Below are 17,207 nucleotides of genomic sequence, written 5' to 3' on the forward strand. Positions count from 1 at the left end.
ATCCGACCCTCCTGAATCCGAGCCCGAATCCGCCACGGGACGAGGCCGGGTGAGTGCCGATGGGCGTGCTCACTGACCACCCCGAACTCGCCCTCTTCCTCTGCCTGGCCCTCGGCTACCTGGTCGGCAAGGTGCGCGTCGGCCCGATCACCCTCGGCGGCATCTGCGGCACGCTGATCGTGGCCCTGCTGCTCGGCGCCTGGACCAAGGTCGTGATCGACGACGACGTGAAGACCGTCTTCTTCGCGCTCTTCATCTTCGCCCTCGGCTACCTGGCGGGACCGCAGTTCTTCGCCAACCTCAACCGCAAGAGCCTGCGCTTCTTCACCCTCTGCCTGATCGAACTGGTCAGCGTCCTCGGCATCGCCTACTTCCTGGCCAAGGCCTTCGACCTCGACGTCGGCACCGCCTCCGGCATCCTGGCCGGGGCGGCCACCGAGTCCGCCGTCGTCGGCACCGCCACCGAGGCGATCGGCAACCTCCCGGGCCTGACGCCGGAGCAGATCAGCACGTACCAGGGCCACGTGGCCACCGCCTACACGGTCTGCTACCTCTTCGGCCTGGTCACCATCGTCATCTACACCAGCCAGATCATGCCGATGCTGCTGCGCGTCAACCTGCGCGACGCCTCCCGCGCCGTGTGGGAGCGGATGCGCGGCGGCGGGGGCGGCCTGCAGAGCGACGAGCGCGCGTCACTGCCCGGCCTGGTGGGCCGTACGTACTTGGTCACGCACGCCGACGGCCGCACCGTCGGGCAGCTGGAGTCGGACCACGGAGGCCGCGTCACCGTCGAGGCCGTCAAACGCGGCTCCAGGACCCTCACGCCCGAGCCCGGGCTCGAACTGACCCTCTCCGACCTGGTGCTGGTCGTCGGACGCCGGGCCAACACCATCGAGGCAGGCCGCTCCATCGGCCCCGAGACCCCCGGCATCCCCGGGGTGGACACCCCGCTCGCCACCAGCCAGATCGCGGTCACCGACCGCGCCGTGTCCGGAAAGACCCTGGACCGGATCGGGCGCGACCACCCCGAGCTGCGCGACGGGGTGTACGTCACCGACGTGCTCCGGGGAGAACAGCACCTGCCCGCCACGCCGGAGACCGTCGTCCAGCGCGGGGACGTCGTCACGCTGGTCGGTGCCCGGGCGGGCCTGAACCGGGTCGTCCAGAAGATCGGCACGGTCGCCAAGAACGACGCCACCGACTTCGTCTACCTGGGCCTCGGCATCGTCGTCGGCTCGCTCATCGGCCAGATCGCGGTCACCTTCGGCGGCGTCCCGCTGTCGCTGGGAACCGGCGGCGGCTGCCTGGTCTCCGGACTGCTCTTCGGCTGGTTCCGCGCCGGCCGGCAGACCTTCGGCGCGTTCCCGCCGCAAGCCGCCACCACCATCAAGGACCTGGGTCTCGCGGTGTTCATCGCCTGCACCGGTCTGACCTCGGGCCCGCAGGCCTGGCCGCTGCTCAAGGAGTACGGGGCCCTGCTGCCGTTCGCCGGGATCGCGATGGTCCTCGTGCCGGCCACGCTCTCGCTCGTCATCGGCCGCAAGCTGCTGAAGATCGAGAGTCCGCTGCTGATCGGCGCCATCGCGGGCCAGCAGTGCTCCACACCGGCCATCACCTCCGTGACCCAGGTGGCCCAGAGCTCCGTGCCGATGCTCGGCTACACGGTCACCTACGCCCTCTCCAACTTCCTGCTCCCGCTCACCGGTCCGATCCTCGTCGGCGTCCTCGGCGCCTGACCGCCTCGCAACGGACGGCCACCACATGATCGACTTCCTCAATCGCAACGTCTTCCATCCCCACCCCGAACTGCTCGTCTTCCTCACGGTCGCGCTCGGCTTCCTCGTCGGGAAGCTCCGCTGGAGGGCCATCGGCCTCGGCGCGGTCACCGGCTGCCTGATCGTCGGACTCCTGCTGGGAGCCCAGTTCGAGATCACCATCGACGGCACGGTGAAGAACCTCTTCTTCACGATGTTCCTGTTCGCCCTCGGCTACAAGGTCGGACCGCAGTTCTTCCGCGGGCTGAGGAAGGACGGCCTCCCGCAGGTCCTCAACGCGGTCGTCGTCTGCGTCACGGGGCTGCTGGTCTGCTGGGGCTTCGCCGCGTTCCTCGGCTACGGCCCGGGCCTCAGCGCCGGTCTGCTCGGCGGAGCCCTCACCCAGTCCGCCGTCATCGGCGTCGCCCAGGACGCCATCGGCAGCCTCCCGGGACTGACCCCCGACCAGGTCACGGAACAGGAGAACCTCGTCGCCATCGGGTACGCCGTCACCTACCCGCTCGGCACCATCCTCTGCGCACTGCTCCTGGCCAACGTCCTGCCCCGGCTCTACCGCCGCGACCTGGCCGCCGAGAGCGCGCGGCTGGCCCGGGAACTCGACGCGCCGGAGGACAACCCCGACCTGCACGAGGGCTACTACGAAGTGGTCCTGCGCGCCTACACCCTCCAGGGGCTCGACCACCTCGCCGGGCGCACCATCGAGGAGTTCGAACAGCAGCAGAAGGGGCTCGGCCGCCGGATCTACCTCACCCGGATCCGCCGCGAGGGCAAGATCCTCGAACACTCCCAGCAGACCGTGCTGCGGGAAGGCGACACGGTCGCCGTCAGCGCCCTGCGCGGCTCGCTCGTGGAGTTCGACCCCCGCGCCAACATCGGGGCGGAGGCCGACGACGTCGAGCTGCTCGGCTACCAGACCGAGACCCTGCACGTGGTTGCCTCCGAGAAGGCCCAGCTGGGCAAGTCCATCGCGGAGCTGCGCAAGGAACCCTTCATGGTCGGCGTCTACGTGGACAAGCTGTACCGGGCGGGCGCGGAGTTCCCCTACCGGCTCTCCACGCAGCTGGAACGGGGTGACACCGTCGTCCTGTCGGGCCCCCAGCGGCTGGTGGACCCGGCCGGCCGGGCCATCGGCAAGCCGGTGCCGACCAGTTTCGCCACCGACATGATCTGGGTCGGCTCCGGCATCTTCCTCGGCGGTTGCCTCGGCATCCCCGCGCTCACCGCCGGCGGAGTCCCGATCTCGCTGTCCACCTCGGGCGGCGCGCTCATCATGGGTCTGGTCTTCGGCTGGATCCGGGGCAAGTACCCGACGTACGGCAACGTCCCGCCCGGTGCCCAGTGGTTCATGGACACCCTCGGGCTCTGCATCTTCGTCGCGGTCGTCGGCATCAACGCCGGGCCCGGCTTCACCAGCGGACTGGCCACCGCCGGCTGGGGGCTGCTGGTCTTCGGCGCCGTCGCCACCCTGATCCCGCTCGTCGTGGGCTTCCTCGTCGGCCATCACATCCAGAAGATCCGCTTCCCGATCCTGATGGGCGTCCTCGCGGGCGGGCAGACCACCACGGCCGCGATCGGCGCCATCAACGAACAGTCCAGGTCCCAGGTGCCGGTGCTCGGTTACACGATCCCGTACGCCGTCGGCAACGTACTGCTGACCATCTGGGGCGCCGTCATCGTCCTCCTCCACCACTGAACGAAGGACCGAAAGCCGTGCCCGAGACCACATTCAGCCGCGAGGAGATCCAGTCCCTCGCCCAGCTCAGCCCCTTCGAGCTGAAGGACAAGTTCATCCAGCTGGCCACCGCCGTCCAGGCCGACAAGCCGGGCCAGAAGGACACCACCGCCCGGGCCATGCTCAACGCGGGCCGGGGCAACCCGAACTGGATCGCGACGGGCCCCCGCGAGGCCTTCCACGCCCTCGGCTACTTCGCCCTCGACGAGTCCCGGCGGGTGTGGACCGCGGACAACCTCGGCGGCATGCCGGAGAAGAAGGGCATCGGGCACCGCTTCGACTCGTGGGTGCGCCGCCACCCCGAACTGCCCGGCGTGGAGCTGCTGTCCGCGTGCGTCGAGTACGCGCTCACACGCTGGCCGTTCGACCGGGACGCCTTCATCCACGAGCTGACCGACGCGATCACCGGCGACAACTACCCGGTTCCCGACCGGATGCTGACCCACGCGGAGCACATCGTGCGCGGCTACGTCGGCGACGAGCTCTTCGACAAGCGCCCGCCGCGGGGCGACCTGTCACTGTTCGCCACCGAGGGCGGCACGGCCGCCATGTGCTACGTCTTCGACTCCCTGATGAAGAACGGGATCCTCCGCAAGGGCGACAAGATCGCCCTGATGACCCCGGTGTTCACCCCGTACATCGAGATCCCCGAGCTCGACACCTTCGAGTTCGAGGTGGTCAACGTCTCGGCGAGCCTCTTCGCCGAGACCGGAGTGCGGCAGTGGCGCTATCCCGAGGAGGAGGTGGCCAAGCTCGCCGACCCGTCCGTCAGGCTCGTCTGCCTGGTCAACCCGAGCAACCCGCCGTCGCTGGCGCTCAGCGAGCGGGTCGCGAACCAGCTGCGGGACATCGTCGCCACCACCAACCCCAACCTGCTGATCGTCACCGACGACGTCTACGGCACCTTCGTGCCCGGCTTCCGCTCGGTCGCGGCCGACCTGCCCCGCAACACCCTGCTCGTGTACTCGTACTCCAAGCACTACGGCTGCACCGGCTGGCGGCTCGGTGTCATCGGGCTGCACGACGACAACGTCATCGACGAGATGATCGCGAACTTCCCGCAGGAGCAGAAGGACCGCCTGGCCGAGCGGTACGGCACCCTCAGCCTCGAGCCGGAGAAGATCCGCTTCATCGACCGGATGGTCGCCGACTCCCGCTCGGTGGCCCTCAACCACACCGCGGGCCTCTCGCTGCCGCAGCAGGTGATGATGACGCTGTTCTCGCTCTTCGACCTGCTGGACGAGGGGCAGGCGTACAAGGAGCGCATCCGCGAGACCGTCCGGCGGCGCCTCGGGCTCCTGCTGGAGGGCGCCCAGATGAAGATCGCCGACGACGACGGGCGGGCCGGCTACTACATCGAACTCGACCTGCTGGCCGAGGCCGAACGGGTCCACGGCAAGGACTTCGCGGACTTCCTGGAGAAGAACTACGAACCCGTCGACCCCCTGTTCAGGCTCGCCGAGCAGACCTCGGTGGTGCTGCTCAACGGCGGCGGGTTCGACGGGCCCGAGTGGTCCGTGCGGGTCTCACTGGCCAACCTCGACGACCTGGACTACCTGAAGATCGGCCACCACCTGCGGGAGATCTTCCAGGACTACGCCACGGAATGGGAGCGAGCGAAGGCCGCCGGCTGAGCGGATGCGGAAGGGTGCGACACGGCCGTCCGTGTCGCACCCCGTTTTCCGCGCGCTGCGTGGCGTGGCCCGCCGGTGTCTACTGGCGTCATGGCTTTCTCCGGATTCCCCCAGGAGGCGTTCGCCTTCTACGAGGCCCTGGCCGCGGACAACTCCAAGAGCTACTGGGCCGCCCACAAGGAGACGTACGAGTCGGCCGTCCGCGAGCCGATCCAAGAACTGTGCGCCGAACTCGAAGCCGAGTTCGGCCCGGCGAAGATCTTCCGCCCGTACCGCGACGTCCGCTTCTCCGCCGACAAATCGCCCTACAAGACCCAACAGGGCGCGCACACCTCACAGGGCTACTACGTCGCGGTCGACGCGGACGGCCTCCTGGTCGCCGCCGGGCTCCACGGGCCTTCCGGCGAGCAGCTCGCCCGCTACCGGGCCGCCGTGGACGCCGACCGTCCCGGCACGGAACTGGCCGCGATCCTCGAAACCCTCCAGGCGGACGGGTTCGAGCTGGCGGGCGAGCGGCTGAAGACCCGGCCGCGCGGCGTCGCGGAGGACCATCCCCGCCTCGACCTGCTCCGGTACCGCAGCATCTACGCCCACCGCGGCTGGCCACCCGACGCCTGGGTCAGCACCCCCGAGGCCCTCGACCGCGTACGCACGTCCTGGCGGGCCCTGCGCCCGTTCGCCGAGTGGTGCGCCACGCACGCCGGCGCTCCCGGGGAGCGGTAGCGGGGCCGGGAAGGTCGCGGCGGGGTGGTGGGGGTGCGGGCCGGCGGGGCCGGTCGCACCCCCCTCGTCCGGACTAGCGCCCGATCAGCGGGTAGTGGTCGGAGAGGTTGGTGTAGGTGTAGGAGGTGCCCCAGCTGGAGACGGTCCAGGGCGCCGACTCCTCCTTGACCACGTTGTTCTCCCAGCCCGCCGGACGGGCGTTGCCCTTGCGGTACAGGACGTAGTCCAGGTCCTCGCGGGGGTCCGTCGGGTAGCGGTAGTTGGCGATCGAGTTCAGCGCCGTGTCGAAGGAGTACGGGTGGCCCGTACGGGTGTCGGAGGCCGCCAGGTCGGCGTTGGCCAGCATGGAGGCGAGTTCCGGTGTGCGCGAGTCGACGTTCATGTCGCCCGCCACGATGACCTGTTCGTTCGCCGGGATGTTCTTCCCGTCCAGGAACGCGTCTATGGAGCGGAACTGACGGGCGCGCATCTCCGCGGCCTCACCCGCTCCGCAGCCCGGGTCGGTGGACTGGGCGTGGGTGCCGACCACGTGCACCTTGGTGCCGTTCACGTTCAGCACCACGTAGGCGAAGCCCTTGTTGGACCACCAGTCGGCACCGCAGGCGTCCTTGTAGACCACCTGTTCCTTGCGGATGATCGGCCACTTGCTGAGCACCATGACCCCGCCGTCCTCCGGGGTGGTGGAGGAGTACGCGCCGCCCGTGGCGTCCCAGCCGCTCTTGCTGCGGCCGACGACCGGCGTCGCGTACGGGTACTGGCCGGCCGCGTTGGCCTTGAGCGCGTCCGAGGCGCCGTTGTCGAAGGCCTCCTGGAGCACGACCACGTCGTGGCCCTGGAAGAAGGAGGCCTTCGGGATCTCGGCGGCCCGGTGGTCCTGGCCCCAGTTCGGGTACAGGTTCTTGCTCATCAGGAACACGTTGTACGACAGGACGCTGAGCCGCGGCGCGGCGGCGCTCTCCGCGGCCGTGGCGGCGGGCGCGGTGGTGGCGGCCAGGGTGCCGGCGGCGATCGCGGCCACAGCGGCGGCGGCGGTGCGGTGACGGCGGGAGGAAGGCAGCATGAGGACTCCATCGTTCCTGCGGGGGAAGATCGGCTCCGCCATCCAAGCAGCCGCGGTTACCTCTGGGTAACACCCGTGCAGCGACTTTCTGTCCGGGCCGCGACAAGGTGGCGACCCGGGTGCCGCCGAGCGCGGCGGTCGGGCCCGGCGGCCCTGCTCGTCCGCAGGTCATACTGGGAATCGGCGAGATCTACACCCAGGGGGCGCACATGAGCGGGACCGAGCGGCCGACGGTCCCCGGGGCCGGAGCGCACCGGACGCCCGGCGGCCGGACCGACCCCGAGCCGCCCCCGCGCGGCGGGGTGCTGTGGACCATCGCGGGCGACGTCCGGGCCCTGCTGATGCTGCCCGCCGCCTTCACCCTCCAGGTCGCCCACCCGGCCATCGGGGCCGGCGTCGACCAGTACTCCGTCTTCCGCACCGACCCCTGGGGGCGGGGCGAACGCTCCCTGCGGTCGGTCCAGCTGTGGGTGTACGGCGGCGAGGAGGCCGCCGAGGAGGGCCGCCGGGTGCGCCGCCTGCACAAGGACATCCGGGGCACGGACACCCGGGGCCGCCCGTACCACTCCCTCGACCCCGCCTGCTACGCATGGGTGCACGCCACCGGCTTCCCGGTCTACCTCTACGCCGGGCGCTACCTGCTGCGCCGCTTCACCCCGGCGCAGGAGCGCCAGCTCTACCGGGAGTGGCTCCAGGTCGGCAGGATCCTGGGGCTGCGCGACCGGGACATGCCGCAGAGCATCGAGGAGTACTGGACGTACTGGGGGCGGATGCTGGCCGAGGAGGTCGAGCCCACCAAGGTCGCCCGCGAGCTCCTCTCCACCGACGTGCCGCTGCCCCCGCCCGAGGCCGGCTCGGCCGTCGTACGGCTCCTGCTGCGGCTCACCTGGCCGGCGCTGCGCGTGGCGTTCCTGCGCCTGCGCGCGTTCGTCACCGTCGGGTACATGCCGCCCGAAGCGCGCGCCGCCCTCGGGCTGGAGTGGAGCCCGGCCCAGGAGCGCAGGCTGCGCCGGTTCAGCACGGCCGCGCGGATCCTCGTACCCCTGCTGCCCGAGCGGCTGCGGTACCTGCCCATCGCCTACCGGGCGCGCGCCGCCTGGCATGCGGGCAGCCGCTGACCGGCGCCGCACGCGCGGCCCCCGCCGGACGCGGGGGCCGCGGGCGCCGCGCGGGCTCAGTGCCGGTGGCCGGGCCCGGAGCCGTGCTCGGCGTCGTGGATGGTGTTGGTCTCCGCGATCTTCTTCCAGGACTTCGGCTCCGCGGCCGGCTTCGCCGGGGCGGACTGCTGAGCCGAACGGGCCCCGGACCGGGCGGCCGCCGGGTTCAGGGCCGACGCGTCGGGCTTGCCCGGGGTGTAGAGCCAGGTCTCGAACAGCTGGGCCAGCGGCTTGCGGGAGACCTTCTCCGCATAGCGGACGAAGTCCCCGACCCTGGCGTTGCCGTAGGCCCGCTCGGTCGGCCAGCCCTTGAGGATCTCGAAGAACTTCTTGTCGCCGATCTCGTTGCGCAGCGCCTGCAGGGCGATGGCGCCGCGGTCGTAGACGGCTCCGTGGAACTGGTTCTCCGGACCGGGGTCACCCGGCTTGACCTGCCAGAACGGGTCCTCCGCCGGGCGCTGGGCGTACGCCCAGTCGGCGAGCTCCTGCGCGGTGCCCTCGCCCTCCTTCTCCGACCACAGCCACTGGCTGTAGCGGGCGAAGCCCTCGTTGATCCAGATGTCCTTCCAGCCGTCCACGGAGACGCTGTCGCCGTACCACTGGTGGGCCAGCTCGTGCACGACCACCGAGACGTTCGCGCCGTTCTGGAACTGGCGGGGTCCGTAGAAGGGGCGGGTCTGCGTCTCCAGCGCGAAGCCGGCGGTGACGTTCGGCACGTAGCCGCCCAGCGCGTTGAAGGGGTACGGCCCGAAGACCCCTTCCAGCCACTCCGCGACCTCGCCGGTCCGCTCCACGCTCGCGCGCGCCGCGCCCGCGTTGTCGCCGAGGTCCTTGCTGTAGGCGTTGAGGATCGGCAGCCCGCTCGCCGTCTTGTCGGTGGTGATGTCGAACTTGCCGACGGCGAGCGTGGCCAGGTAGGTGGCCTGGGGCTTGTTGGAACGCCAGTTGTACCTGGTCCAGCCGAGCCGTGAAGTCTGCGACTGGAGCACGCCGTTGCTGATGGCCTGGGTGCCGTCGGGGACGTTGACCGAGACGTCGAAGGTGGCCTTGTCGAGCGGGTGGTCGTTGCTCGGGAACCACCAGATGGCGGAGTCGGGCTCCTGCGCGGCCACGCCGCCGTCGGGGGTGCGGTGCCAGGCCGTCCAGCCGTCCACCTTCAGCTCGGAGGGCTTGCCCGCGTACTTGACGACGACGGTGAGCGGGGTGTTGCGGGCGACCGCCTTGGCCGGGGTGACCTCCAGCTCCTGGGTGCCGGAGGTGGCGAACTTCGCCTTGACGCCGTTGACCCTGATCTCGCTGACCTGGAGTCCGAAGTCGAGGTTGAAGCGGGACAGGTCCTGCTTGGCGGTGGCGAGGAGGGTGGCGGTCCCTTCGAGCAGGTCCGTCTGCGGCTGGTACTGCAGGCGCAGGTCGTAGTGCGACACGTCGTATCCGCCGTTGCCGCTGGCCGGGTAGTAGGGGTCGCCGATACCCGGGGCGCCCGGACCGTAGCTCGCCGCGGATGCCGGGATCACCAGCAGCAGGGAAGCGGCGAGCACGCTCGGGGCGATGACTTTGCGGTGCACGAATGGCTCCAAGTGGTAGGGGAGACACATCGGTTCAAGGTCTCGTCGTCCGACGGTATTCACGCGTGACGCATCAGGTCATGTCCATGGCCCCTGCTTTCACACGAACGTCATCCGGCCGTCGCGCCCCGCGGGGTGAGGGGGTTGTTCCACCGGGCTCGGTCGGCGTCCGGGGGCACCGCGCGGGTGCCCCAGACCGCCGTGACCTGCGGCGCGGCCGCCGCGTCTGGCACGGCGGCGCGCCCCGCCCGGGTGCCGGGCGGGGCGCCGTCCGTCGGGAACCCGCCCCCGTCGGCCGCCGCGGCCCCTCGGGATCGACCGGATCGGACCGGTCCTCCCGTCGCCGCCGCACCCCGGGTCGCGGGCCCGCCAGGTCCGGTCCACCGGGATCCGGCCGCCGAATCCCGGCCCCCGGCGCGGCCGGGCTTCCGGCTCCGCCTCACCGCCGCAGTGTGCCGAAGCGCCGCGCTCCGCCCGGCGGATGGCGGTGTTCGGGGGGCATGTCCCGCTTCCGAGTGGGGCCCGTCCGCCAGGGTCCGGCCTTGCCGCGCCCGTCCGATCCGGTGGGCCCCCGACCGGGGTCGGCCCTGCGCGGCCAGGGCCCGCCGGGCTCCGTCCGGGCCGGGCGGAGAGCCGCGGTGCAGGGGGACGCGGTGCGGGGGGCCGACGGGGGCGCAGGCCCGGCCGCCCGCGAGGGTTCCCGGCATACTGAACAGTCGGTAACCTCCCCGGCATGACGATTCGCCCGCTCGCGGCCCGGCACTGCTGGCACGGAGCCATCAACCCGCTGCACTCGACGATCTACTTCTCGCCGGACACCGCCAAGGAGTTCGCCGCCCTGGGGATCACCGACCCCGTCGCCGTCAACCTCGCCCAGCGCTCCGCCGCCATGGGCGCCGTCGGGGCCGGGTCCGTGACGGCCACGTTCTACAACTACAGCCACGCCCACGTCGCCCGGTACCTGCCCGCCGTCTGGGACACGGCCACTCCCGAACAGGTCCTCGCCGCCCGGCTGCGGGCCGCCGACACCACCCTGCGCCGGCTGCTCGGCCCCGACACCATCGCCTCGCCCGAGCTCGCCGAGGCCGCCGACCTGGCGATACGCGCCACCGAGGGCTGCACCCGGCACGCCCGCACCCTCTACGCCGCCCACGCCGACCTCCCCGTCCCCGAGGAACCGCACCTGCGGCTCTGGCACGCCGCGACCCTGCTGCGCGAGCACCGCGGCGACGGCCACCTCGCCGCCCTGCTCCTCGCGGGACTCGACCCCGTCGAGGCACTCCTCAGCCACACCGCCACCGGCAAGGGCATGAGTCCGAAGTGGATCAAGCGCATCCGGGGCTGGGACCAGGCGGACCTGGACGCCGCCGCCGACCGGCTGCGCGCACGCGGCGTACTCGACGCCGACGGGACCCTCACCGAGCAGGGCGCGGCCCTGCGCGAGCAACTGGAGACCGACACCGACCGCCTCGACGCCGCCCCCTACGAGCACCTCGGGGCGACCGGCCTCGCCCGTCTCGCCGAACTCGGCGGCGCCGTCGTGCACAAGGCCATGGCCGCCGGAGCCTTCCCGCCCGACCTCAGGGGCTGACGGGCAGGGCTCCCGCCGTCCGTCACCGCCACCTGCCACAATTGGCAGCCTTCCAGTGCAAACGAAGGCAGGCGGGACCCGATCGTGACGACGTCCATCGAAGGCAGGATCGCCGAGGAGCTCGGCGTACGGGAGCGGCAGGTCAAGGCGGCCGTCGAGCTGCTCGACGGCGGCTCGACCGTGCCGTTCATCGCGCGCTACCGCAAGGAAGCGACCGAGATGCTCGACGACGCCCAGCTGCGCACCCTCGAGGAGCGGCTGCGGTATCTGCGAGAGCTGGAGGACCGGCGCGCGGCGATCCTCGACTCCGTACGGGAACAGGGCAAGCTCGACGCCGAGCTGGAGGCGCGGATCAACGCGGCCGACACCAAGGCCCGGCTGGAGGACATCTACCTCCCGTTCAAGCCCAAGCGCCGCACCAAGGCGCAGATCGCCCGCGAGGCCGGCCTGGAGCCGCTCGCCGAAGGGCTGCTGGCCGACCCGTCGGTCGAACCCGCCGCCGCGGCGGCCGCGTTCGTCGACGCCGACAAGGGCGTCGCCGACCCGGCTGCCGCCCTGGAGGGCGCCCGCGCCATCCTCACCGAGAAGTTCGCCGAGGACGCCGACCTGATCGGCGAACTGCGCGAGCGCATGTGGGGCCGCGGCCGGCTCGCCGCCAAGGTCCGCGAGGGCAAGGAGGAGGCGGGCGCGAAGTTCGCCGACTACTTCGACTTCGCCGAGCCGCTCACCGCGCTCCCGTCCCACCGCGTACTGGCCATGCTGCGCGGCGAGAAGGAGGACGTGCTCACCCTGGAGCTGGAGCCGGAGGACCGCGAAGACGCAGCGACCCCCGGGCCGTCCACCTACGAGGGCATGATCGCCCGCCGCTTCGGCGTCGCCGACCGCGACCGCCCGGGCGACAAGTGGCTCGCGGACACCGTGCGCTGGTCCTGGCGCACCAAGATCCAGGTGCACCTGGGCATCGACCTGCGCACGCGCCTGCGCGCCGCCGCCGAGGACGAGGCCGTACGGGTCTTCGCGTCGAACCTGCGCGACCTGCTGCTTGCGGCCCCCGCCGGGACCCGCGCCACCCTCGGTCTCGACCCGGGCTTCCGCACGGGTGTGAAGGTCGCCGTCGTCGACGCCACCGGCAAGGTCGTGGCCACGGACGTGATCTACCCGCACGTCCCCGCCAACAAGTGGGACGAGTCCCTCGCCAAGCTGGCCCGCCTCGCGAAGGAGCACGCGGTCGAGCTGGTCGCCATCGGCAACGGCACGGCCTCGCGCGAGACCGACAAGCTCGCCGGGGACCTCATCACCCGCCATCCCGAACTGGGGCTCACCAAGGTGATGGTCTCGGAGGCGGGCGCCTCCGTGTACTCGGCCTCCGCGTTCGCCTCCCAGGAACTGCCCGGCATGGACGTGTCCCTGCGCGGCGCGGTCTCCATCGCCCGCCGACTCCAGGACCCGCTCGCCGAGCTCGTCAAGATCGACCCGAAGTCGATCGGCGTCGGCCAGTACCAGCACGACCTGTCCGAGGTGAAGCTCTCCCGCTCGCTGGACGCGGTGGTCGAGGACTGCGTGAACGGCGTCGGCGTGGACGTCAACACCGCCTCCGCGCCGCTGCTCTCGCGGGTCTCGGGCATCAGCGGCACCCTCGCCGAGAACATCGTCGCCCACCGCGACGCCAACGGGCCCTTCCGCAACCGCAAGGGCCTCAAGGACGTGGCCCGCCTCGGCCCGAAGGCGTACGAGCAGTGCGCGGGCTTCCTGCGCATCCGCGGCGGCGACGACCCGCTGGACGCCTCCGCCGTGCACCCCGAGGCCTACCCGGTGGTCCGGTCCATGGGCAAGACGGCGGGCGGCGAGGTGGCGGCCCTCATCGGCAACACCTCCGTACTGCGCTCCCTGCGCCCGGAGCAGTTCGTCACCGAGGCCTTCGGCCTGCCCACGGTCACCGACATCCTGCGCGAGCTGGAGAAGCCGGGCCGCGACCCCCGCCCCGCCTTCAAGACCGCCACCTTCAAGGAGGGCGTGGAGAAGATCGGCGACCTGGCCCCCGGGATGATCCTGGAAGGCGTGGTCACCAACGTGGCCGCCTTCGGCGCGTTCATCGACATCGGCGTCCACCAGGACGGGCTGGCGCACGTCTCGGCCCTGTCGAAGAACTTCGTCAAGGACCCGAGGGACGTGGTCAAGCCGGGCGACATCGTCCGCGTGAAGGTCATGGACGTGGACATCCCGCGCAAGCGCATCTCGCTGACGCTGCGCCTGGAGGACGAGGCCGACCGCGCGCCGGGCGGCGCCCCGAGGCAGGACCGCCAGGAACGCCGCTCCGGCGGCGGCCGTCCGCCGCAGCAGCGCGGTGGCGGTGGTGGGGGCCAGGGACAGCGCGGCGGCCAGGGCCAGGGCCAGGGACAGCGCGGCGGCCAAGGCCAGGGCCAGGGTCAGCGGGGCGGCCAGGGCCAGCGGCAGGGCGGCGGCGGCGCCCCCGCCCCCGCCCCCGCCAACAGCGCGATGGCGGACGCCCTGCGCCGCGCCGGCCTCACCGGTCCCGAGGAGCGCCGCAAGCGGTAGGGGAAGAACCCTCGCGCACCTCTCGCGCGCACCCGCGCACGGCATGGCCGAATACCTTCCCCACCAGGGGAGTTGCCTTGCCAATGGCAGCAGAAGATATGTAGGCATGTGGAACGCCCGTTCGTCACTCGGCGGACGGGCTTCCGCATTCCCCTCAGGACCGTGTTCCCCGAGGCCGGTTTGAAGGCACAGGACACCATGCCCATGCCCCCGCACGCCTACAGACGCTGCCAGAGAAAGGGTCCGAAGAGGGATCACATGTCCCACCGGCGAGTCAGTCTGCGCAAAAGGTGCGAGAACATTCTCGGCCATCTGGAATTGCCTCATCCGTTCTCCCTGGATGAGCTCTGCAACCGAATAGCCGAGCAGCGCGGCCGCCCCATCAGCCTCCACCCGCTTCCCAAAGAGGCGGCCGAGACGGGGGTTTGCGGGCTCTGGGTGGGAACGGTCAGCGTCGACTACGTCTTCTACGAGGCGCAGACCACCCCGCTGCACCGGGAGCACATCGTGCTCCACGAACTCGGCCACATCCTCTTCGGACACCACTCCGTGGAAGCCGATGACGCCGACGTGAACGACGGCCACACCCTCACCGTGCTCGGGCGCACCAACTACACCACCCGCCAGGAACAGGAGGCGGAGATGCTCGCCAGCATGATCCGCATCCGCACGGCGAACGCCGGCCCGCACGCGGCCGCGGTCCCGCCCCGCGACATCCTGGCCCGGCTGGAGTCCGCCATGGGATACGAGCGGAGGAACGGTGGCCGCTGACCTGACCGCCTTCGGCAACTGGCTCGCCGTCCCCAGCGTGGCGTGCCTGTGGATCGCCCTCCTGCTCCGCGCCCCCGGCGCCCTGCGCTCCCCGCAACAGCGCGGACTGTGGCTCGCCGTGGCCACCGCGGCCGCCGCGATGACCCTGAACCTGCCCGACGTGGTCGCGTACGCGATGCGCCGCGGCCCCGGCTACGCCCACGCCATCGGGCTCTTCCGCAACTTCAGCGGCGTCCTCTCGGCGGGCGCCGTCCTCTACTTCGTGGCCGCCACCACCAAGGGCCGCCGGCTCCAACTCGCCTCCTGCGTCGCGACCGTGGGGTGGCTCGGTTCCCTGTACGCCCTGGACGCGGCCGCGCCCGCGCACGGCGGCCACACCATGCCGCCGGTCGGCGACCCGGTGCCCTCCCTCGCGTACTGGCTGGTCCTGATCTCCGCGCACCTGGTGGCCAACACCGTCTGCGTGGCCCTGTGCTGGCGCTACAGCCGCCGCACCGAGAGCAGGGGCCTGGCCGCCGGGCTGCGGCTGTTCGGGCTCGGCACCGCGCTCGCGGGCCTCTTCTGGTTCGCGTACCTGCTCAAGGGCCTGTTCGGCAGCACCTGGGCGATGCCCGCCCTGCCGCTGCTGATGAACCTGCACGGTCTGCTGCGCGCCACCGCGATCCTCGTGCCCACGCTGTTCACCTTCCGCCGCGGTGCCGCCGACATCGCCACCGCGTGGCGGCTGTGGCCGCTGTGGCGCGACCTGGTCCAGGCCGTACCGCACGTGGCCCTCAACAAGCCGCGGGCCGGGCGGGTGGTGGAGCTGCTGTGGCCGCCCGTACCGCGCAGCCTGCTCGTCTACCGAAAGGTCATCGAGACGCGCGACGCGATCCTGATCCTGGGGGAGTACGTCGCCCCGGGTGCCCTGGAAGAGGCCCGCGACCAGGTCGCCGGACGAGGGGTCCCCGAACAGCGGCGCACCGCCGCCGCGTTGGCCTGCGTACTGCGCGAGGCGAGGCAGGCGAAGCTCGACGGGCAGCCCGGCCAGGCGGGCGAGGCGGCCGCGCTGGAACTGCCGGCCGCGATCCAGACCACGAAGGCGGACGGAGACCTGGCGGACGAGGCGGCGTTCCTCGTCGACGTCGCCCAGGAATACGCCGCCGCGGCACCGACCGGGAAGTGAACCCGCCTTGAGCAATCCGACCAGGACCACGAACACGAACACGACCGTACTGATCACGGGCGCCAGTGCCGGACTGGGCGCCGCCTTCGCCCGCGGATTCGCCGCCAAGGGCTGCGACCTGGTCCTCGTGGCCCGCGACAAGGACCGCCTCGACGCCCTCGCCGGGGAACTGGGCCGCCGATTCGGCGTGTCCTGCGAGGTGTTGCCGGCCGACCTCCTGGACGCGGCGCAGTGCGCGACGGTCGCCGAGCGGCTCGCCGACCGCGCCAGACCGGTCGACGTCCTGGTCAACAACGCGGGCTTCGGGCTGCCGGCGCCGTTCCCGTACAGCCCGGTGGAGGACGAGGAGCGGATGCTGGACCTGTTGGTCAAGGTCCCGCTCCGGCTCACCCACGCCCTCCTGCCGGGCCTGCGCGAACGCCGCCGGGGGGCCGTCCTGAACGTCTCCTCGGTGGCGGGCCTGCTGCCCACCGGGACCTACGGCGCGGCCAAGGCTTGGATCACCGCCTTCAGCGAATCACTCCGGGTGGACATGGAACCGTACGGGGTCCGCGTCCTCGCGGTGGTGCCCGGCTTCACCCGCACCGAATTCCAGGAACGGGCGGGCATGGACGTCAGCGCACTGCGCGACGCGGTCTGGCTCGAACCGGAGGCCGTCGTCGCCCGCGCCCTGCGCGACCTGGCGCTGCGCCGCCCCGTCAGCATCACGGGCCGCCGCTACCGCGCCTACGCGCTGGCGGCACGCCATCTCCCGCGCGATTTCGTGGCCCGCAGGATGGCCCGCAAGCGGCGCGCCCCGGCCGACCGGCCGGAGAACGGCGGCTGAAGGGCCCGAACAGGCCGATGCGCGGCCCGGTGACCGGGCCGCGCGGGCCTGGGGTGAAGGGACTAGTCGCAGTCGTCGTCGTCCCAGTTGCCGTGTCCGTATCCTCCGTCGTGGTCCCAGCCACCGTGGTTGCCGTACCAGCCGCCGTGGCCGCCCCAGTCGTCATCGTCGTCCCAGCCGCCGGCCACGTAGCTGACGTGCTGGGTCGGGGTTGCCGCCGCAGCGGTGCCGGCGGTGGCCATGGCGGCTCCGCCGGCCATCAGCAGACCGGCAGCGGAAACCGCGAAGAGGCGCTTCGCTCTCTGTGCAAACATGAGAAATTCCCTTTCCTCCCGCTCTCTCGCACCTCATTCGGGGCGTGAGGGGGCGGAACCGCAGCCGCAGAAGCACAATGCGCAGCGCGGATCGGATACAGGCCGCGGGAAATGCGGAAGCACGTTTCCAGTCGACGCGGGACTTCTGCCCGCGCGGGCGCGCTCCGCGGTTGCGGCTCTCACTCACAAAGGCTAGTCCCCTTCGTGACGATCGGCACCTCGGGATGTGCCCCGTTTCCTAGATGTTCTGTCCCGGGAGGTTGTGGACGGGTGATGCAGGTCTCGACTGAGGGATCTTGAAATGGGTGAGGGCCTTCTGGCTCGGTGTGGATTGCGAC

At 71.5% G+C, this 17,207-nt stretch carries 13 protein-coding genes; 10 read left to right on the forward strand and 3 right to left on the reverse strand.

The features are described from left to right. Positions 1-59: 59 nt before the first annotated feature. The 4 genes from aspT (ACIQ5Y_RS26575) (at position 60) to ACIQ5Y_RS26590 (ending at position 5,864) form a co-directional block, all read left to right on the forward strand. Positions 60-1,736 (forward strand): aspartate-alanine antiporter, encoded by a 1,677-nt coding sequence (aspT, locus tag ACIQ5Y_RS26575; RefSeq protein ID WP_403885372.1) that lies wholly within the window; start codon positions 60-62, stop codon positions 1,734-1,736. Between the two features lie 25 nt (positions 1,737-1,761). Continuing rightward, the gene (aspT, locus tag ACIQ5Y_RS26580) at positions 1,762-3,468 is read left to right on the forward strand and encodes an aspartate-alanine antiporter (RefSeq protein ID WP_403885375.1); all 1,707 of its coding nucleotides are present in this window, start codon (positions 1,762-1,764) and stop codon (positions 3,466-3,468) included. Positions 3,469-3,485: 17 nt separating this feature from the next. After that, on the forward strand, positions 3,486-5,141 hold the full coding sequence (locus ACIQ5Y_RS26585; RefSeq protein ID WP_403885378.1) for a bifunctional aspartate transaminase/aspartate 4-decarboxylase: 1,656 nt from the start codon (positions 3,486-3,488) through the stop codon (positions 5,139-5,141). Between the two features lie 90 nt (positions 5,142-5,231). After that, a complete protein-coding gene (locus tag ACIQ5Y_RS26590) occupies positions 5,232-5,864 on the forward strand; it encodes a DUF2461 domain-containing protein (RefSeq protein ID WP_403885381.1) in 633 nt (210 codons plus the stop codon). A 73-nt stretch (positions 5,865-5,937) separates the two neighbouring features. Here the strand turns inward: ACIQ5Y_RS26590 and sph are convergent, their stop codons facing one another. Then, on the reverse strand, positions 5,938-6,924 hold the full coding sequence (gene sph / locus ACIQ5Y_RS26595) for a sphingomyelin phosphodiesterase (protein WP_403885384.1): 987 nt from the start codon (positions 6,922-6,924) through the stop codon (positions 5,938-5,940). Positions 6,925-7,133: 209 nt separating this feature from the next. On the opposite strand from sph, the gene ACIQ5Y_RS26600 reads away from it, so the two are divergent. Continuing rightward, positions 7,134-8,042: an oxygenase MpaB family protein gene (locus ACIQ5Y_RS26600; protein ID WP_403885387.1), complete on the forward strand. Its 909-nt coding sequence runs from the start codon at positions 7,134-7,136 to the stop codon at positions 8,040-8,042. 56 nt (positions 8,043-8,098) lie between these two features. Here the strand turns inward: ACIQ5Y_RS26600 and ACIQ5Y_RS26605 are convergent, their stop codons facing one another. Then, positions 8,099-9,646: a M1 family metallopeptidase gene (locus tag ACIQ5Y_RS26605; RefSeq protein ID WP_403885390.1), complete on the reverse strand. Its 1,548-nt coding sequence runs from the start codon at positions 9,644-9,646 to the stop codon at positions 8,099-8,101. A 733-nt stretch (positions 9,647-10,379) separates the two neighbouring features. On the opposite strand from ACIQ5Y_RS26605, the gene ACIQ5Y_RS26610 reads away from it, so the two are divergent. The 5 genes from ACIQ5Y_RS26610 (at position 10,380) to ACIQ5Y_RS26630 (ending at position 16,555) form a co-directional block, all read left to right on the forward strand. Next, on the forward strand, positions 10,380-11,237 hold the full coding sequence (locus tag ACIQ5Y_RS26610; protein ID WP_403885393.1) for a hypothetical protein: 858 nt from the start codon (positions 10,380-10,382) through the stop codon (positions 11,235-11,237). An 84-nt stretch (positions 11,238-11,321) separates the two neighbouring features. After that, the gene (locus tag ACIQ5Y_RS26615) at positions 11,322-13,793 is read left to right on the forward strand and encodes a Tex family protein (RefSeq protein ID WP_403885396.1); all 2,472 of its coding nucleotides are present in this window, start codon (positions 11,322-11,324) and stop codon (positions 13,791-13,793) included. Between the two features lie 318 nt (positions 13,794-14,111). Further along, a complete protein-coding gene (locus ACIQ5Y_RS26620) occupies positions 14,112-14,564 on the forward strand; it encodes a hypothetical protein (protein WP_403885399.1) in 453 nt (150 codons plus the stop codon). Beyond that, the gene (locus ACIQ5Y_RS26625; RefSeq protein ID WP_403885402.1) at positions 14,554-15,729 is read left to right on the forward strand and encodes an MAB_1171c family putative transporter; all 1,176 of its coding nucleotides are present in this window, start codon (positions 14,554-14,556) and stop codon (positions 15,727-15,729) included. The genes ACIQ5Y_RS26620 and ACIQ5Y_RS26625 overlap by 11 nt, the downstream gene beginning before the upstream one ends. A gap of 7 nt (positions 15,730-15,736) precedes the next feature. Next, entirely contained in the window at positions 15,737-16,555 is an 819-nt protein-coding gene (locus ACIQ5Y_RS26630) for an SDR family NAD(P)-dependent oxidoreductase (protein ID WP_403885405.1), read from the forward strand. A 62-nt stretch (positions 16,556-16,617) separates the two neighbouring features. Here ACIQ5Y_RS26630 and ACIQ5Y_RS26635 read toward each other — a convergent pair whose 3' ends face one another. Continuing rightward, positions 16,618-16,869, reverse strand: a complete 252-nt coding sequence (locus ACIQ5Y_RS26635) for a hypothetical protein (protein ID WP_403885408.1) — start codon at positions 16,867-16,869, stop codon at positions 16,618-16,620. Between the last annotated feature and the right edge of the window lie 338 nt (positions 16,870-17,207).

This window comes from Streptomyces sp. NPDC096339 (genome assembly GCF_044762985.1).
Lineage (GTDB): Bacteria > Actinomycetota > Actinomycetes > Streptomycetales > Streptomycetaceae > Streptomyces.

What these genes read in the sequence shown, in the direction of transcription:
- aspT (WP_403885372.1), top strand. Translation starts at nt 60, where the DNA reads ATGGGCGTGCTCACTGACCACCCCGAACTCGCCCTCTTCCTCTGCCTG.
- aspT (WP_403885375.1), top strand. Translation starts at nt 1,762, where the DNA reads ATGATCGACTTCCTCAATCGCAACGTCTTCCATCCCCACCCCGAACTG.
- ACIQ5Y_RS26590 (WP_403885381.1), top strand. Translation starts at nt 5,232, where the DNA reads ATGGCTTTCTCCGGATTCCCCCAGGAGGCGTTCGCCTTCTACGAGGCC.
- sph (WP_403885384.1), bottom strand. Translation starts at nt 6,924, where the DNA reads ATGCTGCCTTCCTCCCGCCGTCACCGCACCGCCGCCGCCGCTGTGGCC.
- ACIQ5Y_RS26600 (WP_403885387.1), top strand. Translation starts at nt 7,134, where the DNA reads ATGAGCGGGACCGAGCGGCCGACGGTCCCCGGGGCCGGAGCGCACCGG.
- ACIQ5Y_RS26610 (WP_403885393.1), top strand. Translation starts at nt 10,380, where the DNA reads ATGACGATTCGCCCGCTCGCGGCCCGGCACTGCTGGCACGGAGCCATC.
- ACIQ5Y_RS26635 (WP_403885408.1), bottom strand. Translation starts at nt 16,869, where the DNA reads ATGTTTGCACAGAGAGCGAAGCGCCTCTTCGCGGTTTCCGCTGCCGGT.